Source organism: Natranaerobius trueperi (assembly GCF_002216005.1).
Lineage (GTDB): Bacteria > Bacillota > Natranaerobiia > Natranaerobiales > Natranaerobiaceae > Natranaerobius_A > Natranaerobius_A trueperi.
Map to the genome: position 1 here is coordinate 14,107 of NZ_NIQC01000020.1, position 17,122 is coordinate 31,228.

The 17,122-nt window shown below is 31.2% G+C and carries 14 protein-coding genes and 2 pseudogenes; 3 read left to right on the forward strand and 13 right to left on the reverse strand.

Annotation, left to right across the window (positions count from 1 at the left end; translation table 11 throughout):
* Positions 1 to 17: 17 nt before the first annotated feature.
* From CDO51_RS08975 to CDO51_RS08990, 4 genes are all read right to left on the reverse strand, one after another.
* On the reverse strand, positions 18 to 1,064 hold the full coding sequence (locus tag CDO51_RS08975; RefSeq protein ID WP_089023943.1) for a CehA/McbA family metallohydrolase: 1,047 nt from the start codon (positions 1,062 to 1,064) through the stop codon (positions 18 to 20).
* A 119-nt stretch (positions 1,065 to 1,183) separates the two neighbouring features.
* Positions 1,184 to 2,470, reverse strand: coding sequence for an MFS transporter (locus CDO51_RS08980; RefSeq protein ID WP_089023944.1), 1,287 nt, complete (start codon positions 2,468 to 2,470; stop codon positions 1,184 to 1,186).
* Positions 2,471 to 2,668: 198 nt separating this feature from the next.
* Positions 2,669 to 4,105 (reverse strand): Wzz/FepE/Etk N-terminal domain-containing protein, encoded by a 1,437-nt coding sequence (locus CDO51_RS08985; RefSeq protein WP_089023945.1) that lies wholly within the window; start codon positions 4,103 to 4,105, stop codon positions 2,669 to 2,671.
* The gene (locus CDO51_RS08990; protein ID WP_089023946.1) at positions 4,098 to 5,423 is read right to left on the reverse strand and encodes a hypothetical protein; all 1,326 of its coding nucleotides are present in this window, start codon (positions 5,421 to 5,423) and stop codon (positions 4,098 to 4,100) included. The genes CDO51_RS08985 and CDO51_RS08990 overlap by 8 nt, the downstream gene beginning before the upstream one ends.
* A 146-nt stretch (positions 5,424 to 5,569) precedes the next feature.
* Between CDO51_RS08990 and CDO51_RS15430 the strand changes: the two are divergent.
* Positions 5,570 to 5,813, forward strand: a pseudogene (locus CDO51_RS15430) (IS256 family transposase); the annotation flags it as partial.
* Between the two features lie 174 nt (positions 5,814 to 5,987).
* Here CDO51_RS15430 and CDO51_RS08995 read toward each other — a convergent pair.
* On the reverse strand, positions 5,988 to 6,467 hold the full coding sequence (locus tag CDO51_RS08995) for a hypothetical protein (protein WP_089023947.1): 480 nt from the start codon (positions 6,465 to 6,467) through the stop codon (positions 5,988 to 5,990).
* Between the two features lie 103 nt (positions 6,468 to 6,570).
* Entirely contained in the window at positions 6,571 to 7,239 is a 669-nt protein-coding gene (locus CDO51_RS09000; protein WP_089023948.1) for a hypothetical protein, read from the reverse strand.
* A gap of 645 nt (positions 7,240 to 7,884) precedes the next feature.
* Here CDO51_RS09000 and CDO51_RS09005 point away from each other — a divergent pair.
* Positions 7,885 to 9,711, forward strand: a complete 1,827-nt coding sequence (locus CDO51_RS09005) for a polysaccharide biosynthesis protein (RefSeq protein ID WP_089023949.1) — start codon at positions 7,885 to 7,887, stop codon at positions 9,709 to 9,711.
* A 168-nt stretch (positions 9,712 to 9,879) separates the two neighbouring features.
* On the forward strand, positions 9,880 to 11,802 hold the full coding sequence (locus CDO51_RS09010; RefSeq protein WP_089023950.1) for a flagellin N-terminal helical domain-containing protein: 1,923 nt from the start codon (positions 9,880 to 9,882) through the stop codon (positions 11,800 to 11,802).
* 219 nt (positions 11,803 to 12,021) lie between these two features.
* Here the strand turns inward: CDO51_RS09010 and CDO51_RS09015 are convergent, their stop codons facing one another.
* The 7 genes and pseudogenes from CDO51_RS09015 to CDO51_RS09045 all read right to left on the reverse strand — a co-directional run bounded on the left by CDO51_RS09015 (position 12,022) and on the right by CDO51_RS09045 (position 17,117).
* Positions 12,022 to 12,564, reverse strand: coding sequence for a PAS domain-containing protein (locus tag CDO51_RS09015; RefSeq protein WP_089023951.1), 543 nt, complete (start codon positions 12,562 to 12,564; stop codon positions 12,022 to 12,024).
* A 148-nt stretch (positions 12,565 to 12,712) separates the two neighbouring features.
* A pseudogene (locus tag CDO51_RS09020) lies at positions 12,713 to 12,913 on the reverse strand (protein-export chaperone SecB); the annotation flags it as partial.
* Positions 12,914 to 13,046: 133 nt separating this feature from the next.
* Positions 13,047 to 13,277, reverse strand: coding sequence for a hypothetical protein (locus CDO51_RS09025; RefSeq protein ID WP_089023953.1), 231 nt, complete (start codon positions 13,275 to 13,277; stop codon positions 13,047 to 13,049).
* 240 nt (positions 13,278 to 13,517) lie between these two features.
* Complete coding sequence (locus CDO51_RS09030; protein WP_089023954.1) at positions 13,518 to 13,889, reverse strand: hypothetical protein; 372 nt, start codon at positions 13,887 to 13,889, stop codon at positions 13,518 to 13,520.
* Between the two features lie 781 nt (positions 13,890 to 14,670).
* The gene (locus tag CDO51_RS09035) at positions 14,671 to 15,402 is read right to left on the reverse strand and encodes a plasmid pRiA4b ORF-3 family protein (protein ID WP_089023955.1); all 732 of its coding nucleotides are present in this window, start codon (positions 15,400 to 15,402) and stop codon (positions 14,671 to 14,673) included.
* 51 nt (positions 15,403 to 15,453) lie between these two features.
* Positions 15,454 to 16,323, reverse strand: coding sequence for a hypothetical protein (locus CDO51_RS09040; RefSeq protein ID WP_089023956.1), 870 nt, complete (start codon positions 16,321 to 16,323; stop codon positions 15,454 to 15,456).
* Positions 16,320 to 17,117, reverse strand: coding sequence for an ImmA/IrrE family metallo-endopeptidase (locus tag CDO51_RS09045; protein WP_089023957.1), 798 nt, complete (start codon positions 17,115 to 17,117; stop codon positions 16,320 to 16,322). Before CDO51_RS09045 ends, CDO51_RS09040 begins: the two co-directional genes overlap by 4 nt.
* Positions 17,118 to 17,122: the final 5 nt, after the last annotated feature.

Here is a 17,122-nt window from a genome sequence, read left to right on the forward strand (position 1 = left end):
TTTTTTTGGAAAAATTTTTAATCCCAAACATAAAAAGGGTTCAAAATAATCCAGTTATCTTCATTTGGGCGGGATATAACTAAATGGTATGTTCCATATGAAAAGTCAATTTTTTCACGAAAAGGAAACGGATATTCCTTTATTTTTATACCATCTTTATAGAGCTTTAACCTAAGTTTAGTTGGTACATTATTTTTGAACTGGCAAATTAATGAGTAGTTACCAGGTTTTACCCGATCCCCTGGTATATATTTATAACTCATATCCTTAAGAAATGTCAAGAGGCCGTCCCCTTGTTTTTTCCTATCATGAGAGATATAAAGGTTACCTTTTTTAAGAGCATTTAGAACTTGTTTTTTAGCAGTTACAAAATCTTCTGCTAACGGTTCTTTTAAATATAGGTAGTTATTTGCTGACTTAAATAGATAGTTATAACTAAGAACAGTTATAGAAAAATAGAACTTAGATAATATTGGTGCATGAGCATCAGAACCTACTATACCTACTACTTGTTTTTCTTTAGTTAGCTCTAACCACTTATCAAATGCTTTTTTACTTGGAAAATTAAAATAAGCTTGATCATTTATAAAATTAGCATAGAGTCCTTGTAAGGTAGTTCTAACACCATCTCTCCACTGACTAGAATAATTACTTATTTCCATACCAGTAAAACCAGCTACATCCCAATCTGTCCACTGATAAGTTTTGTTGTTACTAATCAGTGGAGAGCCTTTTTCAAAAGGATGAGCTATAAAACCTAGACCACCTTGGCGATTAACCTCATCTATTACCTCTTGTGGGTTTTCTTCATTTCTCATTATCTCTTCATCTATACCTATAGCAAGGTAATGGTTTTTAGATAAGTTAATCTCAGAACCAATTAGTACTAATACATCATGATAAAAACCTTCTAGCCCACGTTGTTTACCTAAAAGATGTCTATGGTCATTTATGATAATGAAATCCAAATTATTCTTTTTAGCTATTTTAGCTATTTCTTCAATTGAAGAAGTTCCATCAGAATATTTTGTATGAATATGAATATTACCTTTGTAAATGTACAAGTCTTTCACCTACCAATTATATATGCGAAATTTCTATTCATTATAACCAAATAATTAAGGTCTTTAAACTTATACAAAAAAAGAGCCTTTCTAAATATATGAAAGACTCCTACTTAAAGTTACGATCTTTTAGTTTCGTTGATGTAAAAACTAAAAATAAAGGCGATCAAAGAAACTATAAAATATGATAAAAATGCATATTGATAATTTTCTGGTTCATATAACCTAGCACCATTTACAAACTCACCTTGCCAGGTTAAATCAAGTACCCAGCCAATTACAAAGTTTAATATCACAGTACCTACAAAAGGTGCTATGTTAATAACACTAATAGCAACTCCAGAAAACTTTGGTGGGTTTATTTCTTTTATAATAGCATGAGTTAGCATCATAAAAATACCAAAAAAACCAGCTAGAAAGTATACAATAGGTAATTGATACATTGGGAGTATATTATTCATAGCAATTACTTTATAACCCCAAACTACAGTAAATACAAGTGAACCCACTTGTATTAATCTTTTTCTGTCACCAAATAAATCAGCTACTCTTCCCATAATAGGAGATCCAATTAAAACACCAATAGTAAATATAAGTACTTGAGTAGCTGCAGCATCATTAGACATGTCATATACATGCATTAAATAAGTTACACCCCAACCTCCTGAAAAACTCATGATAGTTCCCATTATTCCAGCTAATATAATAAAATTAACCCAAGTAGATTTATCTTTTATGATATAAAGTAACCCTGACTTTATATCAATATTGTTATTCTCATCTGTATGTTCTAATACAGATGAGTAGTTTAAATCTTCTGGTTTATCTCTTACTACTAACCATAGTAAACCAGCAATTAATATTGAAATAATTCCTATAACATAAAAAGAACTTCTCCACCCTATATTCATCACAAGTAACGAAAAAGGAGTAGTAGCTAATATACCACCACTATTACCTACAAGTGAAGTTAAACCAAGTACTGTTGCAAACTCTTTTGGTTTAAACCAAAGAGTTTGTATCTTTAAGATACAGATAAGTATCCCTGATACTCCTAGTCCAACTAAAAATCTACCAAGATAAGCAGTTACAGGTATTGTAGAGCTACCTAATATAAAAGACCCTATACCCGCTATAATCATACCAGATACAGTTATTGCTCTAGGACCTATTGTATCAGCTAAAATACCAGCAGGTATCTGTAAGATAGCATAGATATAAAAATACATAGAAATTAAATTACCTAATTGAGTACCACTTAAATGTAATTCAGAACCCAAATCTTCTGCAACTACACCTAAAGCATACCTATGAAAAAATACTATTAAAAAAGCAAGAGCACATACAGCCCATATAACCCAGCGGTAATTATCTCTTTTTATTGTGTTATTAATGCCACTAAACATATATTACCCTCCATTTCCCCAAGAACAAGCCAAGTGTCAAAATATTTTGACACTTGGCTTTATGGTTTAGGTTCTCATTAGTAATGGGTATTCGTTCTCTTTTTCTTTCATGTTTTTCTTCTTGAATTCATGGTTTTTTTGAATTTATTTCTTAACATATAACTGGATAACAAAAGAGCGGCAACAGCCGCTCGATATCTATCCTGACATATTGTGCTCATTTTCTATAATAGTGTCTCGTTCTTTTGTTCTAGTCCAAAACTCATGAAAGAAAGAACCAAATACCCCTATCATTAAACCTAGTACCGCTCCTAAAGCAACATTTAGTTGTAAATTAGCACCTTCTACACCACTATAAGGTGCTATCGCGTATTGAATACCTTCACTAGCTCTTTCTTCATAATATTCTTCTATAATTTCATTATGTATGTTCACTAAACTGTTTAATTCACTAATTAATACTTTAATATCATCTTCAACCTCAGATGCAATATCTTCATGTTGATTATCCTCATCATAGCTTTCAAGTCTTTTTATTTCATTTTCTAATCTTTCTATTTCATACTTTTTATCAATAGAATCATTAGAAGCTTCTAATGATACTTCAATTAACTGAGGATAGAAATTATCAGTATATAACTTATCATATATCTCTTCTATTAGACTATGGTCTTGTTCTTCTATAACATTATAAAACATAGAAGGTAGTTCACCAGTACGTAGTTCATCAGCATCTTGTAATAATTCTAATGCATAATCAGCTTCTCTTTGTTTTTTCTCTTCTTCTAGTTTTAGTTCATTTATCATAGATTCATAGTGTCTAATAGCAGCTTCTCTATCTCTAGATAAACTATTTGTACTAATAGCAGCAGAGATATCTTCAAATTGAGTATCTCTTAAGATATCAACTTGACGTGCTATATCATTAAAAGACATACCATGTTGTGTTGAATGAAAGTCTTCAGTTTCTTCAGCCATCTCTTCTGCATGATCTTCTAACATATCTAGATATGATCTTATATTTCTACTAGCAATAGGATAATCAAGATCTAAAATATCTTCATGTTCAGTTAGTCTTGGAAATGGTGATTCTTCTCTAAACTCACTTTGATAAGTTTCTTTGTAATTATTGATTATAGAAGATAAAGTTTGGCGCTTAAAGTGAGTAGGAATATCAATATCACCATGTTCAAGTAAAGAAACTTGATATTGATAAGCAGGTTCTGGTTCTTCATCTTCATCATCAACTGAATAATATAATTCATTTACTTCTGCCATTTCAGTTATATCAATAGCACGAATTCCACGTTCTTCTAAGTTCATTTCACCTGTAACTTCAGAGATAATATAAGGTGAAATAATATCAGACTTAGAGAAAGGTTCTCCACTAGGATACTCACTTTCTTCAATCTCTTCAAAATTATATTCTAATACAGCTCCTACATATTCTTCTCGTTGTAGAAGAGAAAATAAACCTGAAGCTAAAACACATAGACCAACAACACAAGCTATAATCCACTTTCTTTTAAGTAACACTTCTATAAGTTCTCGTAAATCTATCTCCTGTTCACCAAAACCTTGTTCTGTTGTACTCTCATCTCTAGTTACTCTATGGTTATTATCCATTTTACTCATTGTCTTTCCCCTCTTCTTTAGTTAAAACTGATACTACTTTATGAAACTTTTTTGAGTGAGTTTTTAAAACAGCTGAAAAGACACCAAAAAAAGCTCCAATAAACCCAAAAAGTCCTAAATTAATAATGATACTTCTACTAGTCCCTCTTTCTCTTTGATCTTGTATTTCAACACTTTCATCATTATTTTGTGAAAACATATCTCTTCTCATAGTTTCAATATCTTCTCTATAATCTTCCATCTGATTTAATACAACCTCTATCTCGTTATCTACATCAGAGGTTATTTCTTCTTTTTCTTCTCCTTCTAAAAGATCACCTTCTTCTAAACTAGTTACTATATCTTGGTAGTAGTAAAATTCAGCTTGTAGTGCTTCAGCTTCTACTCCTTCATCTAATGATCTTTCTAATGTTTCAGAAAAGTAATCTTGACGTAGTAGGTCTTCAATAATGTTTGCTTCTTGTTCTTCACCTTCAGGACTATATTCACCATCTTCTATCTGGTGTAATAAGTCCCTTGCATAAGAAGCACGTTCTTCTTTTTCAGATATTTCATGTTCTAGTTCTTGTAAAACACTTTCATATCGATTTAAAGTTTTGTTTGGATCATTTGTTAAATTATGTTTTTGAATAATAGATCTAATATTACTGATATTATTATCCTTTAGATTTTCTAGTTGATATGTAATATCACTAAAAGTAAGATCTAGTTCTTCAGAGACAAAGTTTGGTTCAATATCCTTTAAATGCTCTGCATTTTCTATTAGTGTTTCTACTTGTCGTTCTAGTACTAAAGGAACAAAAGGATAATCATCTTGTAAAACTTCCTCTACATTTTGTCTATAAGACTTAGGAAGAGGATAATCCATACTTAGATGAACTTGATACTTTTCTTCAAACTCTTTTACTATATTTTCTAAAAGTAAAAACTCTTCTTCTTGTGACAGTCCAAGAAGTTCACCTTCATATAAATTAAGTCTATATTCATTTGGATTATATCCATCTACCGCCTCATCCGATCTAGACTTAATATCATCGGGAAATACCCCTTCGACTTCTAAATGACCTCTTAACTCTGATACCGTTAAATCTTTGTCTACATTTTCAATAGATCTAGTAAGTATCTCATCATCTAGTAAATCATTTTTATTAAAGCTTATACCATCTGGGTACATACCTCTATGGATATTTTCAAACTTTAATAATACATCAGTACTACTATAACCATCTTGTAATGTTACAAAATGATACCCAACACCAATTACTAGAAACATTAAAACAACAATTGATATTATTTTCCATTCCTTTATTAAAAACATATCTACTACACCTTTCTATTATTATATTAAGCTCCAAAATATTATTCTAGATATTTCCCGTTATTCCTTCCACCACTTTCCTAAAATTTAAGAGTGACATCAATTTGAATCGCAGATACTTATAGAAAGTTGGGATAAAACAGTAAAATACAACTGCTTATACATATAAAGACCGAAAAGAATTTTGTAACGATCTTAAAGTGTTTATAGAGCACCGACTGAGGAAAGCTTTAACAGAGCTAGATAACCTTGAAGAAAAATGGGAAAGTAAATACGAACTAGAGAAGTTAGAAAATTGTGAAAACGACTGTAGATATCACTAAAAAATGTACTATGAGAACAAAAAATTGGGCTCAAATACTGGGACAATTAAGCATTTATTTCGAAGGATTTTCTTTGGTAGTTGTATACCAGGAGTTTTTACTCACTAGTTACCATACAACAATAAAAATGATAAATCGAGGAAGATGATCCCCTTGTTTAAGGAATCTTCCTCGATTTATCCAGCATTTCATCCTGTAATTAAGTTATTCTTATAGGTCATTATCGAAATGTTCACACCAATTACTTGACAGACTCAATTAAAACGAAAACATCATCTTTAAACTTATCAATATTGTTTTCGTGATCTTTGATCATCTCGTTTTCTTCCATGATTTTTTCATATTTTTCATCTCCTTTCCAAAAGAATAAATTTATATCTTTTTCCCCTACACTATATTCACTATTAGCAAGAGACGGTGTTTTACCCCCGATTTTCCATCTATTAGTTTGATCCTCTATAAAAAAAGCATCTTCACTTTGATCTAAACTTATTGTAGATAAAAATATTGCTTCATTCTTATTATCATAGATCACTAAAACCTCTTGAAAATTGTTAATTTTAATTGATGTAAGGATTTCATCATTCTCTTTTAATAAATTTTCGATAGCTGATTGTTTTGAAGTATAATAAGTTGGCTCCTTTTCGCCAGTGCTATTTATACCAATTAAAGTTATACATATCAACATCATTAAAAAAAAGAAAACTGTAGATTTATGCATACTCCCCCCTTTCTCAATTATTTCTTAAGAAAATAAATATCATCCTAATATGTAGTATAGGATGATATTTATTTAATCAACTTCATTAGATCTGACTTCAAATTTATTTGTATTCTAGATAATATATTCCATCTGCAAAATTACCAACTTCTTTTAGGACACTCGCTGAAGCAGCTTCTTCTGATCTGAGCCTAGGATTCGCCTGTCCTTCTAGCTGTCTCCAGGTTTGAATTTTTCCTTCTGACTCACGAACCATAGGAGCAAACCTTACACGAGCAACATCACCAGAGCTTATATTAAAAGTGGTTCCAAAACTTTCATCGTTAGATGTAGTTTCTTTATATGACACTCCTAATTCTCCTAATATTACATTTATTTGAGAAGATGATAGACCTATATCAAAAGAACTAGAAAATGTTTTACTCTGCCCATAAGAAACTGTTGCTCCATCTTTTGAACCGTCAATCCAAGGTGTGACATGCTCTGATTTACTATAATCAATGTCTTCAGTAGCACTTTCTTCTACATATTCATAAAATGTGATGGATTTGGGGCTTATAGAATCTTTTTTATCAACTTTTGTTACACTATTCTCATCTAGTTCTACTTCTTTCGGATATAATTCGTCTAACTCTTCATGAGTAACTACCCTGGTAGATCCGTCCTCTACTAGTACTGCTTTTTTCTCATCAGTCACACTCTCTGCAAGCACGTTACTGGTACCTAATGCTAATACCAGCATTACAACAAACAAGAGAACAAACTTTCTCATAAATTAACCTCCTCATATAATATATTTTAGAAACACTTACACATAAAGTTGCCTACAAAAAATAACCCACTATAGATGGATTTTGTTTACCTCCGGGTATTGAAATAATTTCATAGGAGCTTTTTCAGGATAATCAAACTACTTCCGTAGTTCAATATTATTGCCATTTTAATTTATAAAAAGATATCAAGTTTTTTAAAGCTGACAACAATACCCACATACAACTTGATTGTGAACACCTCCTCCCCTTAAAGAGTTAAGGTTAGACTTTTTAGTTTACCCCGAATGTTTTTACAGTTCAACCAAGGAATCAAATTTTTAAAAGTAGTTCTACTAATTCTCAAACAACCCATATGAAGCAAATTTTCTTAAAAATTTAATATATAATTTTATTTCTATAAATTATAAAACATCACCTACCTAAAAACCTGTATGTTCTATTTTTTAACCCGAATGTTCTATTTTTTAACCTGAATGGTAGTCTCAATTGTGAATGTTATTATAAAAATTTAATAACGTACCAAGATAAATGAACCATAATTCAAGTTTATTCAATTCTTTGGAAGGAGTTAACATCTTTACCTAGAATTTTATACAAAGCAATTTTCTACAATATACCACTTTAACCCTAAAGGGGGATTAAACATGACAATGAAATATTTAAAACGTGGGCTTCAAGTCATAGTAGACATTTATTTATTTAATCTTTCATTTATCATGGCCTTATTATTTCGTTTTGATGGTCTCATCCCAGAAGAGTACATACTTTTATTTCAAGATAGCTTTTGGTGGATGACACTTATCTTTATCTTAACCTGTGCTATCTTTCGCCTTTATCACAGGCTTTGGAATTATGCTAGTATTCATGATGTGATAGTTTTAGGTACAGCTATCACTATAGGTACTGTTGCTGTATTTTCCATCACAGTATCTTTTGGGGCTATGTTTCCAAGAAGTATCTATCTAATAAGTTTGTTTTTAAATTTAGTACTCCTTGGTGGTTATCGTTTAGGATTTAGAATCCTAAATATCTATAAACGGTTAAGACTCTCAAAGATTGAACCAAAAAACACCAAAAATGTTTTAATAGTCGGAGCTGGTAATGCTGGTAATATGGCTTTAAAAGAAACTAGTCGCCACCAAGAAGATCTTTCAGTAAAAGTAGTAGGTTTTTTAGATGATGATCCTGAAAAAGAGGGTTGTCGAATTAACGGAGTTAAAGTATTAGGTTCTACAGATAAACTAAAAGAAGTTTGTACAAAAAAACACATTGATGAAGTGATCATTGCTATACCTTCAGCATCACAACAAAACATTAAAAATATAATCCGAAAATGTAGTGATGCTTCAGTTAAAACAAAGATAATCCCAGCAGTACACGATCTTATATCTGGTAGAGTTTCTGTAAATAGTATCCGTGATGTAGATATAGAAGACCTACTTAAAAGAGATCCGATAAACCTAAACATAAGCCAAATAGCAGGTTATCTTCAAAACAAAACAGTACTAGTTACAGGAGCCGGTGGTTCAATAGGTTCAGAACTAGTAAGACAAATTATAAACTTTAACCCAAGTAAAATTATCATACTAGGCCATGGTGAAAACAGTATCTTTAATATCTATAAAGAACTACTATCTAAATTTCCAAAAGATAAGATTTATCCAAACATAACAGACATAAAAGATAGAGAAAAAGTCTTTCAAGTCTTCTATGAAGAAAAACCAGATGTTGTGTTTCATGCAGCTGCTCACAAACACGTACCTTTAATGGAAGAAAACCCTATAGAAGCTGTAAAAAACAACATATTTGGTACCAAAAACGTCTCTGAAGCAGCTTCAACCTATGGTTGTGAACGATTTGTTCTCATATCAACAGACAAAGCTGTTAACCCAACAAACGTTATGGGTGCAACTAAAAGGGTAGCAGAACTAATAATCCAAAAATTATCTAAAGAAAGTACCACTAGGTTCTGTGCAGTTAGATTCGGTAATGTACTAGGCAGTCGCGGAAGTGTAGTACCACACTTTAAAGAACAAATCAAACAAGGTGGACCAGTAACAGTAACACACCCAGACATGACCCGTTACTTCATGACTATACCAGAAGCTTCTCAACTAGTTATAGAAGCTGGAGGTATGAGTGATAGTGGAGAGCTATTCGTCTTAGATATGGGTGAGCCAGTTAAAATTGTTGATCTAGCTCGAAACCTAATAAAACTATCAGGTTTTGAACCAGAAAAAGATATACCAATTACCTATACAGGCATCCGCCCCGGAGAAAAACTCTACGAAGACCTATTTACAGAACAAGAACAAATGTCATCAACTACCCATGATAAAATATTTATTACTAAAGGCACTACAAACGGACAAGACCTAAATCATGAATTAACTGAATTAGAAGATATTATTAAAACTGATTTTTCATTTCTGAAAAAACAATTAGAGGTTGATAGTAAGACAGTAAAGTAGGTCAAGGTAAAAAATATATGTCAGGTAAATGAAAAATCTAGGAAGCTTCTTTTAGCTAAATACTGCCCCTCGATTTTTCATTTCTATAGGTGGATATTCATTATAGGGTAATTCTAACCGACTCCTCCTAAAATTAATTCTAAAAATTATTTATGTGAGGGATAGTACATGAAGATAAACAATTTTCTACCAAGGAAAATGTTAAACAGAAATATTAAAAATCAAAATAATATCAAAAAATCTTTTAATAGATTATCAACGGGAAAAAGAATCAATTCAGCTTCAGATGATTCAGCAGGACTTTCAATCTCACAAAGAAAAAAAGGACAACTTAATGGTATAGGGCAAGCACAGAAAAATATCCAAGACGGCATCTCTTTACTTCAAACAGCTGAAGGTGGGCTAAAAGAAATAAACTCCTCATTACAACGAATGAGAGAGTTATCAGTCCAAGCAGCAAATGATACTTTAACTGACAAAGATCGTGAAGGATTACAAAACGAATTTTCACAGTTAAAAAACAACATCTTAACTATTGCAAAAGAAACATCATTTAACGGTAAAAATTTGTTAAATAAAAATCATAAGCTGCAAAATGTTACATCTCCAAATGAAATTAGCGATAATAAACTTAATGACTCTCCTCCTGATTTGAAGTGGGAAAAACATTTACCGTCAGATGTATCCATTAATTCAATAGAACTTACAAATGATGGTGACTATATAGTAGGCGGTAATAGTGGTGGTTGGAAATTTAGAGACAGTAATAGTTGGTTAGCGAAAATAAACCAAAACGGTGAGCTAGTTTGGGAAAAAGACCTAGATAGGTTTGATGATTATAATAGAATCAATGATATCAGTAAGCTAGATCAAGATAAATATGTAGCAATTGCTGAATCTAATAATGATCGTAGTTCTACAATAGCTTACATTTTTGATAGTAAGGGAAATATTTTAGAGTCTTCTGATCTCTATCATGCTACCAATGATGTATTATATTCTATAGAATCAAAAGGGGATAGTTTTGTAGGTTCAGGTACTCAAATAAGTTCCTTAGTTATAGAACAGTTCGATAGTGATTTAGAATCAGAAAAAAGGGCGTATAAAACCCATGATTATATTGGTAGTTACTATGGGTATGACATACAAACTCTTGATAATGGTGGTTATATGGTAGTAGGGGAAGAATCTTTTACAAACGATCCTAATAAAGGTTTTGCGATGAAATTTGATGAAGAATTAAATAGTGAACCCTTATGGGAAGTTAAAATGGAAGAAGAAGCTTTTACATCTGTTAAACAAACAAATTCAGGAGATTATTTAGCTTTAGGTCAAAAAGGCTTATACAAAATTGATTCGAATGGAGAAAACATAAATATTATAAATGATAATATCAACTACAATGTAGATACAAGAGATTTTACTGGAGATACTATTAGAAAAACAGATGATGGAAACTTTTTGATAGGAGCTTCCGAAAAAATGCATAAAGTAGACAACAATGGTGACATTATATGGGAAAAAGAAATGCCCTCTGGCGAAAACCTAGTAAGAGGATTACAACAAACCAATGAAAACGAATATATAAGTATACAAAAACGTAATAGCATAGCTAAATTTAGTCACACAGAAGAAACAACAGAACCCGATGAACCGGATGATAAAAATAAAAAGAAATATGAAGACTTAGTAATCCAAACTGGTCCAAATAGTGGTGATAATTTCAATATTAGTTTAGAGCGTATTTCAACTAAAACACTAAATATTAACGATACTTCTATAGAAACACAAGAAAAAGCAAATTTAGCTATTGAAGATATTGATAATGCTATTAATTTAGTAAATTCAGAACGAGCAAACGTTGGGTCTCAAGTTAATGCACTAGAACATACAAATAATAACTTATATAATTACCAATCCAATATTTCAGATTCACTTTCACAAATCGAAGACGCTGATATAGCTGATGAGATAATGAATCTAACTAAAGAACAAATTATACAGGAATCAAATATATCTGCTTTATTAAATTTAAAAAATATTAACGATCAAGTTTTAGAGATTATAAACTATTCAAATAACCAACATTAAAATTATCATCCACACCTGATAATAGAAATTTAGTAGAAGAAATTCCAAGATTATCCAGAGCTTCTTCTACTAAATATTATTCGTTTCTATTCTAAACTATACTCAAAAGAGTATTAGCCAATAACTGAATCCCTTTAAAAATGTCATCCATTTCAGTATATTCTTCTGGTGTATGACTCACACCGTCTCGACTAGGTACTAAAATCATTCCAGAATCAGTTATCTTTGAGAGATTTTCATTTGATTAACAATTTCCATAACAGAATTCATCTGTGAACTATTAGAAACTATAGGATTATATTCTTCTAATCTATTTTTACGAATTTCATTACGATACCATTCTAAACTTGTTTCCATTTTATTTAATCGTTTTTTTAACTTATCTTCATCAGTAATATCTCTACAGATATTAAGTACTCTTATAAGATTTCCTGAGTTATCAAACATGGGGATACCTGTTACTACTAGACGCTTCCCTGACCCAGTAGTCTGAACAAGAGTCACTTCTTCTTTCTTTTTTAAAACTTCTACAGTTGATGATTTAGAAAATATTCCTTGTTTTTCTAGTTCATAAGCACTTGTACCAATCATATCAGTATCTTTAATACCAAATGTTTTATCACAACTTTTACTAACTCTAAGAAAGACACCGTCTCCATCGGTAATGGTAATCTCATCATATGTTGCATCAAGAATTAACTTCAGCTCCTGGTAGATCTGTTTATAATAGGTGAGGTCATTATTATCTTTTATATCAGACATACCACACCTCCTAAAAAGAGCTAAAGTTTTTATAATCTTTGGGAAACTGATAGGTTTTTCAAACAAAAATTTATTCTCTCTTATTTCAACCGAAAAAAATTCCGAAGCTTACTCAAGTTCGGAATTTTTTAGCTATTATCCTATTTTTTTATATCTCATTAGTTTTCTTAGCTAAGTTTTTAACATAAGTTGTTAGAAGAATTAAAGGTGGCACATTTACGTTAGAGGTAAATGTAATAATTAAGGCACGTAAATAAGGGAACAAAATTGCTACAGCATTTTCTTCTAACATCCACTTTTTATCTTTATCATCAAGTTTTTGAATATTGAAATACCCAGATAATGACGCCTCTAAGTAAAAAGGGTATTATTTTCTTTAGTTTCTTTAAATAGTTCTAATTCATTAACCACAAAATTAAAGTGGTCAACTACATAGTTTTCAAAAATCAAAGCACTTTTAAAGTTTTAGGTTTGTCCACTCATTATGCAACCCCACTTATCTCATATGATAAATATTCAAATTCATCATCATAATTAAATGAATACTTATATTGCTCAGTATGATACTGTACTTCAACAACCTCGCTAGAGTTCAGTCGCTCTGTCTGTTCTACTTCATCAATCCCGGCAGTTTTTAAGTTTTCTTCAACTTCTTTCGAAGTTAAATTGGGAAAATGATCCTTAATTTCTTGTTTCATTTTTTTTATATCCATATTACCACCCCTTTGATGGGAAATTTATTGTAATACGTCCTTTCCCTATCTACATAACACATCATATCTGGGAGTTTCCCCTTATACAAGCTTTCTGAAATACTTTTATAGCTTTGTAAATCTTCTTCACTTATTTCATATTTCCTAAGCTTATTCACGATTGAATAATTCTTTACACAATATTGTTTTTCAGGAACATAATTGAGCTTAAGTGATGTGTTACGATAATTATTATGATTTCTAATAAAAACTGCAATAACCTTTTATTTCTTCAGCTTTTCTTTTTCCCGGGTTCTTACGCAATTCATGAAAAGATAAGTCAAATAACTCCTTATGTTGAACAGTTTTAAGATCGAACACCCTTTTTTCATCTATAGATACTTCTGCAGTTATTATTTTATAATTATCTAGTAATTTTGAAAGCTCTACACCATCTCCATAACAATCACTACACAATTCAAGACACCATTTAAAAGCAAAAAATGTCTCTTCGTAAAAATAATAACCATCACCTAGCCAGTGTCTATCTCTTAACGAAGCTCTAAACCCAGAAGTAATAATATCTTCAGCATTTTGTACAGAAGTTACATAATACAAATTTTTATTTATCATTCTATCCCTCTGATATTAATATTTTTATCATTCTATTGCTTTATATATTCTTAATTATTTAGCGTAATCCTGCTAAATATAACCAATTATTTTTATACTGTAAACGTCAAACTATCCCCACCTAGTAAGTCTTCCTCCTTTGTGGGATACCCAAGTCACTTAGTAGATTATCTGCCTTTAAAAAAAGCAGGCAAAGTATCTCTTCTTGATATAAGGAGAATGACGTCAAAGCTCATAAATTAAGATGTTGACTCCATAAAAAACTAGAATACTTCAACCTAAGACCTGTTCCTGGCTACCTTTAAACATTGAAAAATAGAAACTAACTTACCTTTAAAATAGCTTCACTCAAAAACATGAGTAAAAATTTCTTTTTTTTACTCATGTTTTTAGAAAATGGGTAATTGTTTCCCATATTTACTTTGTTTATGCCAATAGAGATTCTTATAAATTTTCGGTAGAAATTCTGAAAGACATTATTACCCAAGGTTATTTCAGTGCTGAACTAATATTAGAATTTGAAACACAGACCAAAAATATCAAAATACTGTTACCAATATGCTTGAAGAAGCAGATGCTATTGCTGCTGGTGAAAAAATTCCGCTAACTTCGAAGACATTTTTGGTTCGGAGAACTAATTGGAATACGGGAAACTTTTATGAACAACTAAAGCTGCGAAAAACATCACCTAACTTGTGGTGGCTTCTGTTTTGTATAACAACTTGTCCCAACCGAAGGATGTTGTCCTAACAAAATAGTAATATTAAATAAGGAGTTATTCTTATTTCCGATACTTATCATCAACAATCCGATACCGAGTATGGTTAATTTTATCCCATTCAGTATTCTGATATTTGACATTTTTGAGATTCTCATTAATCCAATCTACATCATATTCTCCAAAGCCTAATGATTCAGCCCATTCTTTCATGTCGTCATGATCCGTATGCTTGGGATCACGGTAAGCCTTTAAAAACTCATAGAAACCATGTATCCCACCTACATCCTCGGGAGGTGCAGTTTCCGCTCCATCTAGTAGGGTTGGAAAACCAAAGTAATAATCATCAACAATCTGTTCAAGTTTTACAGTAAATTGCCAGTTATCACCAAAATCATAATTATATCTGATTTCCTTGTATTTCTCCAGGTAGTCATCTATCTTTATTCCCGTAGGTTTACGGACTTCTATTTTCAACCTTTCCTGATGATGTTTCTCAAATTCATACATTTGTGGTGGCATGTTCTTCAATCGCTCCTGATACATCTTCTTGTTTTTCTTGTAGTGCTGGTGATCAAGATATGCCTCTTCGTCATTAGTGACTATTTTATTCTCCTCAGTCAAGTCAAATTCGTACAGATGATAATCTTCATGTGGGTACCCACTTTGAAAGTTAGTCACATTCTGAATGATATCATGAAATCTTTTGAAGGTTGCTCCGGCCGGCAAAATGACACGCCTCCATATTAACGGATCTGATTCCTCTAGTTCTATTCTTACAATATATGATTTCACTTGATATCGCCTCCATTAATGATTATAAACAGCACTTAGAGCTGTTTATACTTAAAATATAATATGTACTGTTTCATCATTAAGAAATTCCAAAAAAGTCTGATTATCAATAGTGGTATCTAGTTCTTCCACAGATTTATCTTGTTTCATCCTGGTAAACTTAGTGCTTCTCATTTGCCGATATTCCCTTACAAAAGCGTCTAGTTTTCCTTCATTGATATATCCTGAATTTTTCCATTCATAGATCAGACAATCATTGGACTTAAATGTTATAGAAATGTATTCTCTATATTTAAACTTCTCATCTTCTCGAAACTTTCTTTTAGCACTAGAAATAAATTCGTATGCGTCCCTATCATTACTAAACACAGTAATTGTGTCTACAAGCTCTGTGTAGTAAAAAGAAAGTATATGGCTCAAAACAGCAATAGATATTTCACCTGCATTTTTCTTTTGTTTTCTACCGTTGGAAAGTTCTTTCCCATCTAATCCTTGTTCATAAAATGTTGTAAGCCACTCTTCGTAAGGTTCTAATTCCTCTAGAGGTCTATTTTTGGTAATTTTTCTCTTCATAAAGCTAACAAGCCTAGCTATATAATCACAGCTATATTGAAACAAATAATACAATTCCGCTTCTTTGTAATCTACTAATTTTGTGTAATCCTGTTCATTTATAATTTCTACTCTTTCAAGAGCATTTTGCAACTCTGTTATATAATTCACCCTGTTATTACTGTCTGTAACTTCATTCCACACCCATTGTGGTATCAGTATAATATCATATGAAGCGAAAACCATTTTATAAGAAATTTCATTTTGTACTCGAGTTAAAAATTCTACAGAACAATTATCAAGAATACATATTTTTATGGACTTGTCCATTGAAAGATATCTCTTAAAATCATCTATAGTTCCTTTCATTTAGACAAGTCCTCCCATTCTTTTTTTATCTCTTTTTTTAATTCAATTAAAAATTCATAATTATCTTTATGATATGAAACACCCGTATTCTGATTTATAGCTTTTTTCACCTTTTGTTCAAGCCCTCCAAAACTTATGACAAATGAAGATCTAACTAGTTCCGGGTCTAGTTCTAAACCTTCAAACTTACCTTCCAGATTCTTAGGCTTATCATCAAAGTGGTTTAGAACTGTATGTTTTAAATCCATATCACCATAAACTTCAACTGCCTGCTCGTAGAGCTCTATTAAGGTGGCTTTATATGGCGCTTTGTAAGCATCCATACACTTTATAATCCTATCTATTACATTCTCATCTTCTAAAGAGTAGTAATATTTATATATATCACCAAAAATCATCTTAGCTGCAAAGTAATCCGCTTTTCGTTCATTTATATCCATATCAATTGCAACGTTGTGTGTTTTTTCATCTAAATTGATATCATAAAGAAGATGATAAATCTCATGCCATGCCACAAAATATTGATATACTCTAGGTTGGGCTGTATTTATCACGGGTATTTTCATACCCCCCTTTGCAATTATGGCTCCGCCCCAGTGTTCATCCTCTATAGGAATTTGAATTAAATTATTCTCTTTTAAAACTGAAAAGGCTTGTTTTTCTTGAGCCGTCAAACCCGATTTATTGAATCTTTTATTGAAGTCACTAACTAATCCATATATTTGTTCTTTAATTGAACTATTTTGTTGCATAACTTGTTCAAGACAATCCTTTGTTATAGGTTTAATAGACATAAATA